Raw genomic sequence first — 17,539 nt, forward strand, 5'->3', positions numbered from 1 at the left:
GTGCTCTCCCTGACCGAGTCGTGCCAGGGAGGCTGCCATGACCACACGATCCGTCCGACGCGCCCGCCCGCCCCTCGCGCGGTCGCTGGGGGCCGCGGCGCTCTTCGCGGCCGCGGTGCTGGCCACCGCCCTGGTGGGCGGTCTGACCGCGGTCGACACCGCCACCGACTACGCCCGGGTAGAGCTGCCCGCCTGGGCCCCGCCGAGCTGGCTGTTCTCCCCGGTGTGGACGGTGCTGTACGTGCTCGTCGCCGTGGCGGGCTGGCTGGTGTGGCGCGCCTCCGGCTGGCGGGGCGCCGCGGCCGCCCTGACCGTCTACGCCGTGCAGCTGGTGCTCAACGCACTGTGGCCGCCGCTGTTCTTCACCGCCGCGCGCTACGCCCTGGCCTTCGGCGAGCTCGTGCTGCTGTGGATCGCGGTGGCGGCCACGGTCGTGCTGTTCCGTCGGCACAGCACGACCGCCGCCGCCCTGCTGCTGCCCTACCTGGCCTGGGTGACCTACGCGGGCGCGCTGAACCTGGCGATCTGGCAGCTGAACTGAGAGAGCCCCCTCAGGGCACCGGCCGCCACGGCTCGTCGCAGACCGTGCAGCGGAACTCGATGGGCTTGCCGCAGGTGCGGCAGTGCGGTCCGGGGCCGAACTCGTCGAGGCGCAGGGCGTGCCGGTCCTCGAAGGAGCGCACGTCCAGGCAGGCGTTGCAGCGGATCGGCACGCCGGTCGGACTCGGCGGCCAGGGATCGTCCGGTTCGACGGGATGGTCGTCCGCCTGGCTGTCCATCGCTGCTTCCCCCCGCGGCTGGTGCTCCCGTCCACTCTAGGACGCGGCCCGCCGCCTCCGGGGCGGTTCGCCCCGAAGAGGCGGCCGAGGCCCCGCCGTCCTCCCGGCGCCGCGCTAGTCGGGCAGCTCCGCGGCCAGCCGCAGGGTGGGCAGCAGCTCCTCGCGGCCGTAGACGGCGGTGCCGATCGCCGCGGAGAACGCGGCCAGCATGTGCACGAACACCAGCGGGTCGCCGTGCGCCCGGGCGCGGGCGGCCTCGTGCTCCCCCACCGAGTAGGCCTCCCAGGCCGAGACGACCGCGAACTCCATCTCGGGCTCCAGCAGGTCGGCGACGGTGCGGGCGACGGCTTCCCGGGAGTCGGCGGGCCGCCACGGAACCCCCGTCTCCCGCACCCGGCGGGAGAGGAAGGCCCCGAACACCTTCAGTTCGGAGGCGACCCGCTCCCCCGTCTCGGCGCTGATCCCCGCGGAACGCTCCCCGACCATCCGGCGGTCGGCGCGCGCGTAGGCGTCGATGAGGTCGAGAGCGACGGTCTTGTGGTGCCGGGCGTCGTCTGTCGCAGCCATGTCCCCATCATGCCCGCTTCCGGGGAGCGCATCCCGGCCGCGTGCCGCCCGCTCAGGGCAGCGGCGGTTCGAAGTCGGGCCGCAGCGGCATGCGCGCGTCGGTTCCGTCGAGCTTCACCCCGAGGATCTGGTGCAGCTGCACCACGTTGCGTTCGAAGCCCAGCACGCATCCCGCCATGTACAGCCGCCACACCCGGGCGGTGCCCTCGCCGACCTCCCGCACCGCGGCGTCCCAGTGGCGGTCCAGGTTGGCCGACCAGTCCCGCAGCGTCCGCGCGTAGTGCTCCCGCAGGTTCTCCTGGTGGCGGATCTCGAACCCGGCGTCGTTCATCGCCGTCTGCAGCCAGCCGGGGCCCTCCAGCTCCCCGTCGGGGAAGACGTAGCGGTTGATGACCCCGTTGCGCTTGAACGGCGGCAGGTCGTTGCGGGGCCGGGTGATGCAGTGGTTGAGCAGCCGGCCGCCGGGGGCGAGCTTGCCGTACAGCGACGCGAAGTAGGCGGGCACGTTCTTCTTGCCGACGTGCTCGGTCAGCCCGATCGAACTGACCGCGTCGTACTCGCCGTCGGGCACGTCGCGGTAGTCCATGTGGCGCACCTCCGCCAGGTCGCCCAGCCCCTCCTGGGCGATCCGCTTCTGCGCCCACTCGGCCTGCTCCTTGGACAGGGTCACGCCCAGGGCCTTGACGCCGTGCTCCCGGGCCGCGTGGACCACCATGCCGCCCCAGCCGCACCCCACGTCCAGCAGCCGCATGCCGGGGGCGAGTCCGAGCTTGCGGGAGACCAGTTCGTACTTGTGGAACTGGGCCTGTTCCAGGGTGGCCTCCGGCGTCGGGTAGACCGCGCAGGTGTAGGTCATCGACTCGCCCAGCACCAGCTCGTAGAAGGCGTTGGAGACGTCGTAGTGGTGCTGGATGACCTCGGCGTCGCGGTCCCTGGAGTGGCGCAGGCCCAGCGCGGCGAGCCGGGAGCCGCGCACCTCCTGCGGCGGCGGGGGCAGCCGGTTGACGAACTTGACCCAGCCGACGCCCCTGGCGATCCGCAGCATCTCCGCGGCGGACAGCCGGGGCTTCTCGCTGAGCACCAGGTCGGCCACGGACCGCAGCAGGGTGTACATGTCGCCTTCGACGTCGAGGTAGCCCGCCACGTACGCCCTGGTCAGGCCGAGTGCTCCGGGGGCCTGGGCGAGGTGGTTCACCGCCGCCGGGTGGCGGACGACGACGCCGACCTCGCTGTCGGGGTCTCCCGCGGTGCTGCCGTCGTAGGCCCGGAACCGGACGGGTGCGTCGGCTCCGAGGACCCGTTCGAAGATCTCCGCCAGTCGCATACCTCTCCCTCTCACCCGCTGTCGACGCATTTGGCGTACAGATCGAGCAACCGGTTCCCGGGGTCGTAGGCGGCCTTCAGTTTGCGGTAGGCCTCCCCGTTGTAGAGCCGCCAGAACTCGTCCTCGTCGTAGAAGGCGTCCGAGTAGAGCGACTTGTGCCCGCCCAACCGGGTCACCTCCTCCTCGATCGCCCGATTGTGGTAGGTCCTGCCCCGGCCGGGGCGGACGGGAACCATGCCCCAGAAACCGAAGTTGACGTACAGCCGGTGCGCCCTGAGGGGGTACAGCGGCCAGACCGGTTCCGCCTCCCCTCCGGAGGAGGGCTCCTCCCGCAGCCGCAGCGGGCACATCCACACCGGGGACATGCCGATCTCGGTGTGGAAGAAGTCGAGGAACTCTGCGCCGCGGCCCACCTCCACCTCGATGTCCTGGATGACCGGTTCCCTGGGGGGCTGCCCCCGGTAGTAGGCGAGCAGGCGGCTGAAGTCGGTGCGCCGGTCCAGGGCGACGAGCCTGCGGTAGACGTCGGAGCGCTTCAGGGAGCGCGGCCACAGGCGGCGCACCACGGGATGCTGCACGCCCAGGGCGCCCGAGCACCAGAACCAGTCGGTGTCCCACCGCCACAGGTAGTCGTGCACGGTCAGGTAGTCGCCGGGGCCGGGGCCCGCGTAGCGGGGGATCGACCGGTAGTAGATGTCGGTTCCGCCGTAGTCGCTGGTCCAGGGGGCGCGGTCGGTGAAGGTGGCCAGGGTCAGGTACAGCTCGTCGCGCGCGAAGACCACCCCGTCGACGAAGTCGACCGCCTCGCCCTCGTGGGAGCGCTCCGCGCAGATCCGCTCCAGCGCGGTCATGGTCTGCGCGGCGTCGTCGAAGCGCAGGTGGCGGAGGTGGACGTAGGGGCGGACCGGTTCGAGGCGGATGCGCAGCCGCAGGGCGTAGCCGAGGGTCCCGTAGGAGTTGGGGAAGCCGTGGAACAGGTCGCGGTGCTCGTTGTCGCGTCGGGCCACCACGACCTCGCCGCTGCCGGTGAGGATCTCCATCTCCTCCACCGACTCGTGCGGCAGCCCGTTGCGGAAGGAGGAGGACTCGATGCCCAGCCCGGTCACGGCCCCGCCCAGGGTGATGGTGCGCAGCTGCGGCACCACCAGCGGCATGAGCCCGTGCCGCAGGGTGACGGCGACCAGGTCCTCGTAGGTGGTCATGCCTCCCACCTCCGCGGTCCGGGTGTCGGGGTCGACGCTGATCACCGAGGTGAAGGCGCTGACGTCGAGGCGGGCGGCGGCGTCGCGGCTCCGGAAGCGGAAGAGGTTGGAGGTCGGTTTGGCCAGGCGTACCGGCGTGTCCGCCGGCAGTTTCGCGTAGGCGCGGCGCAGTTCGTACACCGCGTTCGTGTGATCGGCGAGGTTGGACACGGAAGGCTGTCGGATCACTGTTCACCCACTTCTCACCCGCGTGTCCCGCGGGAAACCGTGTGGCTTCGGGTCCGGCCCGCGGCGGCCGGGGCGCCGGTGTGGGATCACCCTAACTCCGCGCCACGGCGGCCCCGGGGACGTTACGCGGCGTTTCCCGGTTTTGCGCATATCATCGGCTGGCGTGCGCATCGCATTAGTCGACTCGGGGATCGGTCTGCTCTCCACCGCGGCCGCACTGCGGCGGGTCCGCCCGGACGCGGACCTGATCCTCTCCATGGACCCCGACCACATGCCCTGGGGGCCGCGCAGCGTGCCGGAGATCGTCGGCCGGGCCCTGGCTGGGGCGCGGGCGGTCCTCGGTGAACGCCCCGACGCCCTCGTGGTGGCGTGCAACACCGCCTCGGTGCACGCACTGCAGGCGCTGCGCGCCGAACTGGAGCCCCGCATCCCGGTGATCGGCACCGTCCCGGCGGTCAAACCCGCCGCGGACCGGGGCGCGCCGTTCGCGATCTGGGCGACCCCGGCCACCACTGGGAGCCCCTACCAGCGCGACCTCATCGACCGGTTCGCGCGCGGGGTCGAGGTGACCCCGGTCGCCTGCCCGGGGCTGGCCGACGCGGTGGAGCGCGCCGACCCGGTCGCGGTGGGCGAGGCCGTGGACCGCGCCGCCGCGCACACCCCGGCCGACGTGTCGGCGGTCGTGCTCGGCTGCACCCACTACGACCTGGTGGGCGAGGCCATCACGGCGGCGCTGGGCGAACGGGTGACGCTGTTCACCGCCGCGGACGCGGTCGCCGCGCAGACCCTGCGGCGGCTGGGCGCAGCCCCCCGCCCCGACGCGCCCCGCACCGGGGAACTGCGGGTGTACGCCAGCGGCCGTCCCGCGCGGCTGCCCGAAGCCGCGCTGGCCTACCGGGCCGGAGCACTGCTGACCACGGAGGCCGCCGCGTGACCGCACTGAACCTGCTGGTGATCTACACCGACCGCCTGGCGGAGTGCCGCGAGTTCTACGCGGGCCTGGGACTGGACCTGGTTGCCGAACAGCACGGCACCGGCCCCGAGCACTACGCCGCGGTCCTCGCCGACGGCTCCGTCGTCGAGCTCTACCCGAGCGGTGGACGCCCGCCGACCGGGCGGCTCCGGATCGGTCTCACCGTTCCCGGCGCGCCGCCGCAGCCGCGGACCGTCCGCGACCCCGACGGCCGCACCGTGGAGGTCAGGGGCGCCTGAGGCGGTCCTCAGGCGCGTGCCGCCGCGCCGGCCAGGAGGCGGACCAGCTCCCGCACCCCCTCGGTGTCCTCGTCGTGCAGCAGCGACTCCAGCAGCCCGAGGGCCGCGTCGAGGTCGGCGGGCAGGGCGCGGACCCGGGCCCACTGCTCCCGGGCCGCGCACCGGGCGAGGTCGAGTTCGCGCCCGACGTGCCCCAGGTGGCCCAGGAGCGCGGTGTCGCCGGGGCAGGCGTCCAGGGCAGCCAGGAGCAGGTCGGCCCGCTGCTCCGGGCCGAGCCCCCGGCCCTGGTCGCTCCACAGCCAGGACCCCATGCGCGGCGCGGGGACGGGGGTGGACGGCAGGCCGAGCGCGCGGACACCGTCGCGGACCTCGGCGAGGTCGGCCATGAGTTCGTCGTCGCGGCGCAGGTGCACCGCGGCCGCCTGGGCCTGCTCCACCATGCCGCGCGCGGTCCAGCGGGCGCCGCGGCGCAGCGCGAGCCGGGCCGCCCGCAGCGCCAGTTCCAGGCGGGGGCGGTGGGCCCCGACCCGTTCCAGGTGGCGGACCCAGCCGGTGAGGCGGACGCCGAGCCGCCAGTCGTTGCCGCCCGCGCCCACCGCGTCCAGGTCCTCGACGGCCTCCGCCCACAGCGGCCGCAGGGACGGGCGGGCCTGGGCCCGGTCGACCGGCGGCAGGGCCGCCGCGGCGTCGTCCACCGTCCGCCGCCCGGCGCGGGCCAGCCAGGCGAGCAGGCGGGCGCGTTCGAAGCGGACCCGGTCGCCCACGTCCTCGCGGGCCGCCTCGGGGCCGCGCAGGACCGCGGTCTCACTGTTCAGCCGGTCCAGGACGGACAGCGCCTCGTTGTCGCGGTCCAGCAGGCGCAGCGCGCGCACCCGGGCCAGGGCGCACTCCGCCTCGCCGCGCACCCTCCGGTCCTGGGTGTCGAGGAGTTCGAGGGCCTCGCCGGGGCGTCCCGCGTCGCCGAGCAGATCGGCGAAGGCCGCGGTCAGCGACACGTGCGCGGGAGTGCCGGGTTCGGCGTGCTCCAGCGCCTCGGTGAGCAGGAGTTCGCGCTGCACGACGCGGCCGGGGCCGTCGATGTTGGCGTGGCAGGCGGCCGCGTTCACCGCTGGGCAGGCGCCGGGCGGGCAGTGGGCGGGGTCGGCGTGCGCGGCACGGGCCAGCTCCGCGGCCTCGGCCAGCGCGACCGTTCCCGCCTGCTGGTGGACGATCCGCGCGCCGAGGTGCCAGTGCCTCAGGTAGTGTGCGGCCCAGGGCGGCGCCCCGGGTTCCGCGGCGGCGCGCAGCGCGGCGGGCAGTTCGGCGGCGATACGGTCGGCGTCGCCCAGCGCGGCCAGCTCCGGCAGGCGTACCAGTGCGGCGGCCAGTTGCTCGTGTCCGTCGGCCCGTGTCTTGTCGGCGGTCTCCTCCGCCCAGGTCCACAGCGTCATGCGGTGCTCCCACCCTCCGGATCAGCCACCGAAAGTATCAAGGAGGTCACCGGGAGGACCGATGGACACGGGGACCTTGACGGTGTCCTTGTAAAGTCGACAGCACCGGATCACGGGGGAGTTTCGGGGGCTTGTTGTGGCAGACACCGACAGGAGAAGTACGGTATGGGTTGGCTGGACCGCTTCGGGCTGCGCAGGGCGCAGCGCCGGGGCAGGAAGGTGCGTTACGACCGCCCGGCTGAGGACTCCGACGTCAAGGCGCTGATCGAGTTCGCCAAGAGCCGGACGGGTGTGGAGTTCTACGTCGAGCCCGAGACCTTCGCCACCGGGACCACTGCCGTGGCGGTGGCCCACGACGGGGAGTGGATCCGCCGCCGGGTCGGTTCCCCCGAGGTGCTGCGCCGGGTCGCCCACCGGCTCGCCGCTCCCGCCTACGACGTGAACATTGTCGGCTACCCCAAGCGCATGCGGGAGTGGACCGCCCGCAACAAGCGCCGACTCTCCCTCGACGACTGATTCTCGTTCCCCGCTGTGAGACGAAGGGTGGCGCCCCTGATGAGTGCCTCCGAGCCCGAATCCGTGCGGCACCGCCCGCCCTCCGGGAGTCCCGCCCCGCCCGACGGCCCCGTCGGCTCCCAGATGCCGCCGTGGCTGCTGCGCGCACTGCTGCTGGTGGTGTGGGTGGTGACGCTCGCGGCTCTGGCCTGGTGGCTGTTCGTGCAGTTGCAGGGGCTGCTGCTGCTGTTGCTGATCTCGTTGTTCCTGGCGCTGGCGTTGGAGCCCGCGGTGAACTGGCTGCACCGGCACCGCTGGCCCCGCGGCCTGGCCACCGGGGCGGTGATGCTGGTGGCGGGCGGGACACTGGTGCTGTTCCTGACGGTGCTGGGGTCGATGCTCGTCGGCCAGGTCGTCGCGTTCGTCTCGGAACTGCCCCGGATGACGCGGTCGCTGCTGTCCTGGGTCAACAGCACCTTCAACACCGACTTCTCCCCCACGACGCTGCTGAGCGAGCTGACGAGCGTCAGCGGGCTGGTCCAGGAGTACGCCTCGCAGCTCGCGGGCAACGTGGTGGGGGCGGGCTCCACGGTGCTGGCGCTGCTGTTCGACGGGTTGACGATCGCGCTGTTCACCTTCTACCTGTGTGCCGACGGCCCCCGGTTCCGGCGCACGCTCTGCTCGGTGCTGCCGCCGCGCACGCAGCGGGAGGTGCTGCGCGCCTGGGAGATCGCCATCGACAAGACGGGCGGCTACATCTACTCCCGGGCGCTGCTCGCCCTGATCTGCGCGGTCGCGCACTACGTGCTGCTGGCGGCGATGGACATCCCGTTCGCGTTCGCGCTGGCCCTGTGGATGGGAGTGCTGTCGCAGTTCATCCCGACGGTGGGCACCTACATCGGCGGGGCGCTGCCGGTGCTGGTGGCGCTGCTCGACGGGCTGTGGCCGGCGGTGTGGGTGCTGGTGTTCGTCACCGTCTACCAGCAGTTCGAGAACTACCTCCTGCAGCCGCGCATCACCGCCCGCACCCTGGACATGCACCCCGCCGTGGCGTTCGGGTCGGTGCTGGCCGGCGTGGCCATCCTGGGCGCACCCGGGGCGCTGCTGGCCCTGCCCGCCGGGGCCAGCATGCAGACCTTCCTCAGCTTCTACATCAGGCGCTACGAGGTGGCCGAGCACCCGCTGCTGGCCGCCGGGGCGGCCGAGGACCAGCCGCAGGGGGAGCCTCCCCCCGACTCCCCGGCCGGGAACGGGCCCCGCCCCGGGGGGTCCTCCGCGGCCGACACGAAGCAGCCCGAACCGGAGTGACCACCGCCGGACGGGGGCGAAACGGGCGGCAACCTACTCTTCCGCACCACCACAGTTCAAGCCCAACAAACCGGCAATGGGGGCGAGAAGGAATTTTTGGACAGCGGTGGGGACAGTTTGTAGGAACCTCCTGGCGGAATCGGTTCCCCCGCGGGGGAGGCCCGTCGCATACTCACTCGTGGGAGGGGGATCGTGAGGATGAAACAGGAGTTGACCGCCCTGTGCTGTGACTGCGGGGCGATCCGCCTGGTCAGCCCGCACCGGGGCATCGGGGAGGCCCAGTCGGCCTACGGCGCGGTCCGGTGCGTGGTGTGGCGGCTGTGCCGTTCCTGCGGGCGGCGGACCTACCACGCCTACATGCGCGACGACGACGACCGCGACGAGTTGGAGGACGCGCTGCGGTTGGACGACGCGCTCGCCGCCGAGGCGCTGGAGGAGGAGGTGGAGCAGCTGCGCCTGTGCGGGGTGGAGGTCGGCCACGCCCCGGTCCCCGCGATCTGGGACAGCCAGCCCGTCGGCATGATCACCCAGCGGTTGAGCGACCGGACGTACTCCCTCGTGCTGGATCCCAACTCCTCGATCGTGGCCCGGCTCAAGCTCATCGACCTGGTGTGGTACGAGCTGACCACCGGGGAGCACGGCGACCGCTGGCACATCCAGCCCTCCGACGACGGTCCGGGCTACGCGGTCCGCCTGTTCGGCTTCCGCTCGTCGCGCTGACCGCCGTACGGCGGCCTCAGGCCGCCCGCGACGCCGCCTCGTCGAGCCGGCGCAGGGCCGCGCGGGCCACCTCGGGATCGGTGGTCCCCCAGTACGGCGGCAGCGAGGCGCGCAGGAACGCGCCGTAGCGGGCGGTGGCCAACCGCGGGTCGAGCACCGCCACCACCCCCCTGTCGTGGACCGACCGCAGCAGCCGGCCGGTCCCCTGGGCCAGCAGCAGCGCGGCGTGGGTGGCCGCGACCGCGAGGAACCCGTTGCCGCCGTCCGCGCCGATCGCGCGCTGGCGCGCCGAGGACAGCGGGTCGTCGGGGCGGGGAAAGGGGATGCGGTCGACGACGACCAGTTGCAGCGACGGCCCCGGAACGTCCACCCCCTGCCACAGGGAGAGCGTGCCGAACAGGCAGGTGGCCTCGTCCTCGGCGAACTCTCTGACCAGTTGGCCGGTGGAGTCGTCCCCCTGGCACAGGATCGGGTACTTCAGGCGCTCCCGGAGCTCCTCGGCGGCCTGGACGGCCGCGCGGGTGGAGGAGAACAGGCCGAGGGTGCGTCCTCCCGCGGCCTCGACCAGCTCGGCGATCTCGTCGAGGTAGGCGGGGTGCAGGCCGTCCCGTCCCGGCGGCGGCAGGTGCCGGGCGACGTAGAGGATCCCGCTGCGCGCGTGGTCGAACGGCGATCCGACGTCGAGGGCACGCCACCGGGGCCGCTCCCCCTCCTCCTCGGCGGCGGGCTCCTCCGCGGGTTCCCCGGCCCCCTGGGCGGCCCCGTGGGGTTCGGCGGCGAGGTCCAGCCCCCACTGCCGCGCCATGAGGTCGAAGGAGCCGCCGAGCGCGAGGGTGGCGGAGGTGAGCACGGTGGTGCGGTCGGTGAACAGTGCCTGGCGCAGCACCCGGTCGACGGCCAGGGGGGCGACGCGCAGCCCGGGGGTCTGCCGGGCCCCCCTGGCCAGCCACACCACGTCCCGCCGTTCGCGGAGGGGCTGCTGCACGCAGGCGAGGATCCGCTCGGCGGTGCGGTGCACCTCCTCCAGCGCGGCCAGCGCGAGCCGGCGGGCGCTGGCCGCGTCGGGGTCGTCCTTGGGGCGTTCGGGGAGCGCGGAGAGGCAGGCGTGCGCGGCGTCGCGGACCGCCGCCACGGCGGTGGCCAGCGCGTCGGGAAGGTGGTCGAGACGGCCGACCGGGGTGTCGGCGACCATCAGCGCCAGCCCGTCGGCGGCCTCCGCGAGCTGCTCGGTGAGCTCGACGCCGCAGACCTGGGCGGCCCGTTTCGCGGCGACGCCGACGCTCCGGTCGCTGAGGACGCCGGTGGCCACCGCGGTGACCCGGTCGACGAGCTCGTGGGCCTCGTCGACGAGCAGCAGGTCGTGTTCGGGCAGCAGGCGGTAGCCCTGGACCGCGTCGATGGCCAGCAGGGCGTGGTTGGTGACGACGACGTCGGCGCCGACGGTCTCGGCGCGGGCCAGTTCGGCGAAGCAGTCGTCGCCGAACGGGCACAGCTGCGCCCCCATGCACTCGTTGGCGCCCACGGAGACCTGCCGCCAGGCCAGGTCGCTGACCCCCGGCACCAGGTCGTCGCGGTCGCCGGTGGGGGTCTCCTCGGCCCACTCGTGGAGGCGGCGCACCTGGCGGCCGAGGGAGGACAGCAGGTGCGGGTCGAACAGCTCGGTCTCCTCGGGGCCCGCCGCGGCCCCCTCCAGCCGGTGGCGGCACAGGTAGTTGCGCCGCCCCTTGAGGATGGCGAAGACGGGGCGGCGGCCCAGCAGCGGCTCCAGGGCCTCGGTCAGGCGCGGCAGGTCGCGTCCGATGAGCTGGTTCTGCAGCGCGATAGTGGCGGTGGAGACCACGACCGTGGTGTTCTCGGCGACGGCGTGGCGCAGTGCCGGAACCAGGTAGCCCAGGGACTTTCCGGTTCCGGTGCCGGCCTGCACGACGAGGTGCTCGCCGGCCTCGACCGCCTCGGCCACCGCCCGGGCCATCGCGACCTGGCCGTCGCGCCGGGTGCCGTCGAGCGCGCGCACGGCGGCGTCGAGGAGTGTTTCGACGTCGGGAAGATCAGACACGCACCGACAGTACCCCTCCTGCGGACCGCGCACCGCCGGTTGTCCACAGCGGACCCGGGCCCGCCGGTCGCCCGTCGGCGTCTCCCCGCCGCCGGCGGCGGGGGCTGCGCCCCTTCCCCGCGCCGCGTCCGTGCCGGGCGGGCGTCGGCCGCCACCGGGGAGCGCGCACGGGGGTGGCCCCGGCGGATCGGACCGCCGGGGCCACCCTGCCGGTCCCGGACTCGGCCGGGCCGGTTCCGCCGTCGTGCGGCGGTTAACCGTAGGTCTCGAACTCCGCGACGCGCGGTGTGCCGTTCGAGCTGGTGATCTCGAAGTTGATCTTGCGCAGCGTCGTCGGGGCGAAGGTGATGACGCCCGCTCCGCTGCCGGTGGCCAGGACAGCTCCGGTGTCGTTGTTGACGACCCGCCAGGAGCCGATGTTGCCCTCGGCCCCGGCCGCCTCGCGGATGTTGATCGCCGACACCGTGGTGGTGGAGCCCCACTTGACCGAGATGCGACCGGTCGAGCCGCTCGGCGACCAGTAGGTGCTCATGTTGCCGTCGATGACGTTGCCGTAGCTGGTCCCGCTGGCCTTGCTGGAGCCGTCGGCGCCGGCCCCGAGGCTGAGGTTGGGGCCGCCGGGGTTCGGGTCGCCCGGGCCCGGGTCGCCGGGACCGGGGTCACCGGGGCCGGGATCGCCCGGCCCCGGGTCCTGCGACCGGCAGTTGCCGTCCGAGACCCGGTTGCCCTTGTTGGCGCCCGCGGTCTGCGCCACGACCTGCGGCACGCAGCCGGCGTCGTCCATCCGGTAGGAGTACGGGATGCTCACCGACGTGGTGGACTGCGGGTTGGGGCCGGCGGGGTAGTTCTCGTTGCCCTGGCTGGACCAGGTCACGTTGTCGAAGATGTTGCCCCGGACCTCCCAGTAGCCCCTCTCGTTGGTGTAGAAGGTGCCCAGGACGTCCTTGGAGTTCTTGAAGTAGTTGTTCTCCACCTTCGCGCGGGCCCCGGCACGGGAGTTGATGCCGGACTTGTTCAGCCCCACGTAGTGGTTGTTGTACATGTGCGCCACGCCGCCGCGCAGCAGGGGGGCACGCGAGTCGATGTTCTCGTACAGGTTGTGGTGGTACGTGATGTAGCTGTTGGAGCGGTCGCTCTCGCTGGACCCGACCAGGCCGCCGCGGCCGGAGTTGCGCAGGATGCTGTAGGAGAGGGTGACGTACTGGGTGTTGTTCTTCAGGTCGAAGAGGCCGTCGTAGCCCTGCGACTCCCCGCCCGAGGCCTCCAGGGTGACGTGGTCCACCCAGACGTTGCGGACGTCCTTCTCCATCCCGATGGCGTCACCGCCGTTGGAGGTGGGAGAGCCGGACTTCTTGACGTTCCGGATGGTCACGTTCTGGATGATGATGTTCCTGGACTCCCGGATGTGGATGCCCAGCTGGTCGAACACGGCTCCGCGGCCGACGCCGACGATCGTGACGTTGCTGACCTTCTTGAGCTCGATCACGTCGTCGGCGGTGTCGCAACCGCTTCCCGACACCTTGGAGGTGTTGCCGTGGTTGATGGTTCCTTCGACCTCGATGATGATCGGGGTGCTGGTGCTGGGCCGTGCGCACAGGGCCTGGTGGATCTGGGTCCCGGTGGTGGCCCGCACCCGCTGTCCGCCCGCGCCGCCGGTGGTGCCACCGTTCTGGGCCGCGTAACCCGTGGCGCTGCCGGTCTGCGCCGACGCCGAGGCCATCGGCAGGGCCAGACCAGCGGTCACCAGGGCCGCAGTGGCCAGCGTCGACACGAGTCGACGCGCAATGGATCGTCCCACTGCTCACCTTCCGTAGTAGAGCGTAAGCACCGAGGTGCTTTCCTTGAGAATAGAGAAAGCGCTTTCCGTGTCAAGGGGGACGGGACGCCCGAGTGTGGGGAAACTCTCTGTTTCGGCTGTCCCTCACCGCTGTGTCCTGCGGGTTCCCCGACTCCCGAAAATTTCGGATTCGGGTGGCCTCCACCGCGCCGCCGGCCCGGAGCGCCCGTCGAGGGCGCGGCGGGCCGCACGGGGCGCCCTGTCGCGGCCGGGGCGGCACGGTGGGGGCGGGGAAGCCGTCACCGGTGGGCGCCTCCCGGCGTACGGGACCGGCCGCGGCGCGCCCGCCGCTCTGCGGGGCCCGGAGACAACGCGGCCCCCTCCGGCCGGAGAGGTCGGACCGGCTCCCGTGCACCGTCCGCGAGCCGGCCGGCGAACGCCCCGGAGGCCCCCGAAAAGCAACAGGCCCGCGAGGGGGACGGACGGAGTCCGTCGACCTCGCGGGCCTCGACGTGGAGCTATGGGGATTCGAACCCCAGACCTCTTCCATGCCATGGAAGCGCGCTACCAACTGCGCCATAGCCCCTTGCGGCAGGAACAACTCTACCGGATCTTGGGGGGTGCTCCGTCCATCCCGTGCCGCGCGCGGCGGGCAGCCCGTGTCCCCGCCCCCGCTCGCCCGCCGGGACCAGCGGCTCCGGCGGGTGAGCGGCGCCGGCCCCCTCCCGCCGCCCCGGCCCCGCTCCCCGGTCGCCCCGGGTCCGTCCCGGGCGCCCCTCGCCCAGGAGCGGCCCCGGGAGACGGCGCCGAGGGGGCCGTGGGCACCGTGGACCGCGCCACCGCACCGCGACGGGCACCGGTCCGACCTCTCGGGCGGTCCCTGCCCGCCGCCCTCCGCCCGCGACGGCGACCCCACCGGGAAACTCGCACGGAATGCGCTTACCAGCACGGGCGACGGGGCGGCCGCGTGGCGGCTGGGAAGCGGGGGTCGCTGCCGGCGCTTCGGAGGGCCGCGACGACGGTGGGCCCGCGTGCGGGCCGCGCTCTTCGGCTCTCTTCCGTCGGGGACGGGGCTCTCGCCGTCGCGTGGCCCGGCCGCGGTTTCCGTCCGGCTCCGAGAAACACGACCGCCCCGCCGGGAGGCGGGGCGGCTTCTGTTCGTGTCGAACGCTGTGGAGCTATGGGGATTCGAACCCCAGACCTCTTCCATGCCATGGAAGCGCGCTACCAACTGCGCCATAGCCCCTTGCGGAGTCTGCGGGCCGCTGCCCGCCGACTCCCAGAACGATAGCGGAATTCTCCGCGTTAGTCGAAACGGTTAACGGTCGTCGCCCAGCACCTTGTCCTCGGGCAGGGTGCCCGCGTTGTGCTCCAGCAGGCGCCAGCCGCCGAGGCGGCGGGGGCCGAGCACGGACCAGGAGCAGTTGCTCAGCGACCCCAGAGCCTCCAGCTGGTCCGGAGGCAGGCCGAGCATGGTGTGGATCCCCGCGCGCAGGGCCGCGCCGTGGCTGGCGACGACGAGCGTGCCGCCCTCGGGCACCTTCTCCAGGCCGCGCTCGATGGCCTCGGCCACCCGTGCCCCGACGGTGGGCATGTCCTCCCCGCCGGGGATGTCCATGGTCGGCAGCTGCTCGGGCCAGCCCGCGGCGATCTCGGCACGGGACAGCCCCTCCCACGGGCCGCCGAAGCGTTCGCGCAGCGCGGGGTCGTGGGTCACGGTCAGTCCCGTGATCCGCGCCAGGGCGTGCGCGGTGTCGGAGGCCCGCCGCAGGTCGGAGGCGATGATCGCGTCGGGGCGCAGCAGGGCGAGCAGTTGGGCGGCCCGTTCGGCCTGGGCGATGCCCGTCTTGTTCAGGGGGATGTCGAGCTGCCCCTGGAAACGGTTCTCGACGTTCCAGTCGGTCTGTCCGTGGCGCCAGCAGATCACACGGCGTGTCTCGGCCACAGGCTCACTCCTGTCCGAAAAAGAGGCTGCGGATGGTGCGGCGGCTCAACGGCTGTCCGGGCCGTCCACGACACGGTCGGCTCCCCGGGCCCCCTCCGGCAGGGCGATCTCCGGGCAGTCCTTCCACAGCCGCTCCAGGCCGTAGTAGCCGCGCTCCTCCTCGTGCTGGACGTGCACGACGAGGTCGATGTAGTCCAGCAGCACCCAGCGGCCGTCGCGCTCGCCCTCGCGGCGCACAGGCTTGGCGCCCGCCTGGCGCAGCAGGCGTTCCTCGACCTCGTCGACGATGGCCCTGACCTGGCGGTCGTTGGGTGCGGAGCACAGCATGAAGGCGTCGGTGATGACGAGCTGGTCGCTGACGTCGTAGGCGACGATGTCCTGGGCGAGTTTGTCGGCTGCTGCGGCGGCGGCGATGCCGACGAGTTCAACGGTCCGGTCCGTGGCGGTCACAGGTGCTAGCTGCCTCTCATGGGCCGCTACCCCGCCTCCTAGTCATCGAGGTAGAGCCCGGTCTTGTTGATGTAGCGGACGATGCCGTCGGGCACCAGGTACCAGATGGGCTCGCCCTTGCGGACCCGCTCCCGACACTCGGTCGAGGAGATGGCCAGGGCGGGGATCTCCACCAGGGAGACCTTGCCCTCGGGCAGGCCGGAGTCGGTGAGCCGGTGCCCCGGTCGGTTACAGCCTACGAAATGCGCGAGTTCAAAGAGTTCATCCGCGTTGTGCCAGCTCAGAATAGCGCCCAGCGCGTCCGCCCCGGTGATGAAGAACAGTTCCACGTCAGGGCCGTACTGCTGGCGCATCTGCCGCAGGGTGTCGATGGTGTAGGTCGGGCCCTCCCGGTCGATCTCGATCCGGCTCACCCGGAACTGGGGGTTCTCCGCGGTGGCGATCACCGTCATCAGGTAGCGGTGCTCGGCCGGGGTGACCCGGCTCCCCCTGCGCTGCTTCTGCCAGGGGTGTCCCGCGGGGACGAAGATCACCTCGTCGAGGTCGAACAGGTGGGCCACCTCGCTGCCGGCCACCAGGTGTCCGTGGTGGATGGGGTCGAAGGTGCCGCCCATGATGCCGATGCGGCGCGGAGGTCTCTTCCCCCGCGTGGTCGTCTTCTCCTCGGGCACGGTCAACGCTCTCGTCTCGTCCCCGGTGGTCGGGGCTGGTCCTCCGGTTCCGAGGGTAGTCCGCCCCGTTCCGGCCGCTTCGCGCGGCCCCGCCGAAGAGGCGCCGCCGTGCCCGCGCAAGGCATGGAATTACGGAATGGTCACGCATAGCATGCAGACATGCCGACTACTCCTGACCGCGCCCGTATCCGACTCCGCGACATCTCCTCCCGCGCCTACGAGCATCCGGCGGATCGCGGCGCACTGGTCGCCCTGCGGTCGCTGCGCGGCTTCGACGACCTCTTCAAACGTCTGTCCGGCCTGTTCAACGAGCGGGCGCTGCGGCTGATGTTCCTCGCCAGCGCCGTGCGGGTGGACGAACGCCAGTTCCCCGACGTCCACGACTACGTGCGCGACGCCGCCTACATCCTGGACCTCGACCGGGTCCCCGAGCTGTACATCCAGATGAACCCGCAGCCCAACGCCATGGCGATCGGCAGCGACCGCCCCTTCATCGTCATGACCACCGGGCTGTTCGACCTGCTCGACGCCGAGGAGCAGCGGTTCGTCGTGGGCCACGAGGTGGGCCACATCCTGTCCGGGCACGCCGTGTACCGCACGATGCTGCTGGCGCTGGTCCGGCTGGCGGCGCGGGTCGCGTGGATCCCGCTGGGCTACGTCGGCCTGCGCGCGATCGTCGCGGCGCTGGAGGAGTGGTACCGCAAGTCGGAGCTGTCCTGCGACCGCGCCGGGCTGCTGGCCGCGCAGGACCCGGAGGCGGCCAAGCGGGCGCTGATGAAGATGGCCGGGGGGTCGCGGCTGGCCGAGATGAACGTCGACGCGTTCCTGGAGCAGGCCCGGGAGTACGACGCGGCCGAGGACGTGCGCGACGGCTTCCTGAAGCTGCTGATCACCCAGGGGCACACCCACCCGTTCGCGGTGGTCCGGCTCGCCGAACTGGACCGCTGGATCAAGGACGGCGACTACCGGCGCATCCTCGACGGGGACTACCCGCGCCGCGACACCGACGCCGACGCCCGGATCGGCGAGGAGGCCCGCAGCGCCGCCCAGTCCTACCGGGAGGCCTGGGAGCGCACCGCCGACCCGCTGGTGGGGACGCTGCGCGACGTCGTGGGCGGTGCGGCGGCCACCGGGGGCAAGATCTTCGACACGGTGGCGGACCGGTGGAAGAACGGTCCGGCGGGACGCCGCGGCTCCGCCTGATCCCCCGCTGGTCCCGGCGCGGCCGCGAGCCGGCCGGACGGCGGGCCCACAGAATCCGAAGCCGGGAAGTGCGCCGCACACCCGGCTTTTCCGTTTTCAGAAGAATAGGAAATTTAAAATCCAGGTAAGAAAACCGGAATGCCAGCGCACCCCCGATAGGCCGTGACAGAAT

17 protein-coding genes and 2 tRNA genes are annotated in these 17,539 nt (G+C 72.6%); 7 read left to right on the top strand and 12 right to left on the bottom strand.

Annotated features, from left to right (window positions below; translation table 11 throughout):
• Window positions 1-37 precede the first annotated feature (37 nt).
• On the top strand, window positions 38-541 hold the full coding sequence (locus FOF52_RS10850; RefSeq protein ID WP_248593692.1) for a TspO/MBR family protein: 504 nt from the start codon (window positions 38-40) through the stop codon (window positions 539-541).
• Window positions 542-551: 10 nt separating this feature from the next.
• Here the strand turns inward: FOF52_RS10850 and FOF52_RS10855 are convergent, their stop codons facing one another.
• The 4 genes from FOF52_RS10855 to FOF52_RS10870 form a co-directional block, all read right to left on the bottom strand.
• Window positions 552-779 (bottom strand): hypothetical protein, encoded by a 228-nt coding sequence (locus FOF52_RS10855; protein WP_248593693.1) that lies wholly within the window; start codon window positions 777-779, stop codon window positions 552-554.
• Window positions 780-893: 114 nt separating this feature from the next.
• Complete coding sequence (locus tag FOF52_RS10860) at window positions 894-1,346, bottom strand: hypothetical protein (protein WP_248593694.1); 453 nt, start codon at window positions 1,344-1,346, stop codon at window positions 894-896.
• A 52-nt stretch (window positions 1,347-1,398) separates the two neighbouring features.
• A complete protein-coding gene (locus FOF52_RS10865; protein WP_248589859.1) occupies window positions 1,399-2,670 on the bottom strand; it encodes an SAM-dependent methyltransferase in 1,272 nt (423 codons plus the stop codon).
• 11 nt (window positions 2,671-2,681) lie between these two features.
• Window positions 2,682-4,100 carry an FAD-binding oxidoreductase gene (locus FOF52_RS10870; RefSeq protein ID WP_248589860.1) on the bottom strand — a complete coding sequence of 473 codons (1,419 nt, stop codon included), beginning with the start codon at window positions 4,098-4,100 and terminating at the stop codon, window positions 2,682-2,684.
• 163 nt (window positions 4,101-4,263) lie between these two features.
• On the opposite strand from FOF52_RS10870, the gene FOF52_RS10875 reads away from it, so the two are divergent.
• Both FOF52_RS10875 and FOF52_RS10880 read left to right on the top strand, forming a co-directional pair.
• On the top strand, window positions 4,264-5,034 hold the full coding sequence (locus tag FOF52_RS10875; protein ID WP_248589861.1) for a glutamate racemase: 771 nt from the start codon (window positions 4,264-4,266) through the stop codon (window positions 5,032-5,034).
• A complete protein-coding gene (locus tag FOF52_RS10880; protein ID WP_248589862.1) occupies window positions 5,031-5,312 on the top strand; it encodes a VOC family protein in 282 nt (93 codons plus the stop codon). The genes FOF52_RS10875 and FOF52_RS10880 overlap by 4 nt, the downstream gene beginning before the upstream one ends.
• Before the next feature lie 8 nt (window positions 5,313-5,320).
• Here FOF52_RS10880 and FOF52_RS10885 read toward each other — a convergent pair whose 3' ends face one another.
• The gene (locus FOF52_RS10885) at window positions 5,321-6,742 is read right to left on the bottom strand and encodes a hypothetical protein (RefSeq protein ID WP_248589863.1); all 1,422 of its coding nucleotides are present in this window, start codon (window positions 6,740-6,742) and stop codon (window positions 5,321-5,323) included.
• Between the two features lie 165 nt (window positions 6,743-6,907).
• On the opposite strand from FOF52_RS10885, the gene FOF52_RS10890 reads away from it, so the two are divergent.
• The 3 genes from FOF52_RS10890 (at window position 6,908) to FOF52_RS10900 (ending at window position 9,265) form a co-directional block, all read left to right on the top strand.
• Window positions 6,908-7,258, top strand: coding sequence for a hypothetical protein (locus FOF52_RS10890; protein ID WP_248589864.1), 351 nt, complete (start codon window positions 6,908-6,910; stop codon window positions 7,256-7,258).
• Between the two features lie 123 nt (window positions 7,259-7,381).
• A complete protein-coding gene (locus FOF52_RS10895; protein ID WP_248593826.1) occupies window positions 7,382-8,545 on the top strand; it encodes an AI-2E family transporter in 1,164 nt (387 codons plus the stop codon).
• Window positions 8,546-8,743: 198 nt separating this feature from the next.
• Window positions 8,744-9,265: a DUF6315 family protein gene (locus tag FOF52_RS10900; RefSeq protein ID WP_248593827.1), complete on the top strand. Its 522-nt coding sequence runs from the start codon at window positions 8,744-8,746 to the stop codon at window positions 9,263-9,265.
• Between the two features lie 16 nt (window positions 9,266-9,281).
• On the opposite strand, the gene FOF52_RS10905 is transcribed toward FOF52_RS10900, so the two are convergent.
• From FOF52_RS10905 to nadD, 7 genes are all read right to left on the bottom strand, one after another.
• Window positions 9,282-11,321: an ATP-dependent DNA helicase gene (locus FOF52_RS10905; protein ID WP_282573367.1), complete on the bottom strand. Its 2,040-nt coding sequence runs from the start codon at window positions 11,319-11,321 to the stop codon at window positions 9,282-9,284.
• Between the two features lie 253 nt (window positions 11,322-11,574).
• Window positions 11,575-13,119 (bottom strand): pectate lyase family protein, encoded by a 1,545-nt coding sequence (locus tag FOF52_RS10910; RefSeq protein ID WP_425265482.1) that lies wholly within the window; start codon window positions 13,117-13,119, stop codon window positions 11,575-11,577.
• Window positions 13,120-13,611: 492 nt separating this feature from the next.
• Window positions 13,612-13,684: transfer RNA gene (locus tag FOF52_RS10915), tRNA-Ala, on the bottom strand.
• Between the two features lie 587 nt (window positions 13,685-14,271).
• Window positions 14,272-14,344 (bottom strand) — tRNA-Ala (locus FOF52_RS10920).
• Window positions 14,345-14,416: 72 nt separating this feature from the next.
• Complete coding sequence (locus FOF52_RS10925; protein WP_248589865.1) at window positions 14,417-15,043, bottom strand: histidine phosphatase family protein; 627 nt, start codon at window positions 15,041-15,043, stop codon at window positions 14,417-14,419.
• Window positions 15,044-15,088: 45 nt separating this feature from the next.
• Window positions 15,089-15,493 carry a ribosome silencing factor gene (gene rsfS, locus FOF52_RS10930; RefSeq protein ID WP_248589866.1) on the bottom strand — a complete coding sequence of 135 codons (405 nt, stop codon included), beginning with the start codon at window positions 15,491-15,493 and terminating at the stop codon, window positions 15,089-15,091.
• 38 nt (window positions 15,494-15,531) lie between these two features.
• Entirely contained in the window at window positions 15,532-16,170 is a 639-nt protein-coding gene (gene nadD / locus FOF52_RS10935; protein WP_282573368.1) for a nicotinate-nucleotide adenylyltransferase, read from the bottom strand.
• 153 nt (window positions 16,171-16,323) lie between these two features.
• Between nadD and FOF52_RS10940 the strand changes: the two genes are divergently transcribed.
• Entirely contained in the window at window positions 16,324-17,367 is a 1,044-nt protein-coding gene (locus FOF52_RS10940) for a M48 family metallopeptidase (RefSeq protein WP_248589867.1), read from the top strand.
• Window positions 17,368-17,539: the final 172 nt, after the last annotated feature.

It is taken from the genome of Thermobifida alba (genome assembly GCF_023208015.1).
GTDB classification, from domain to species: domain Bacteria; phylum Actinomycetota; class Actinomycetes; order Streptosporangiales; family Streptosporangiaceae; genus Thermobifida; species Thermobifida alba.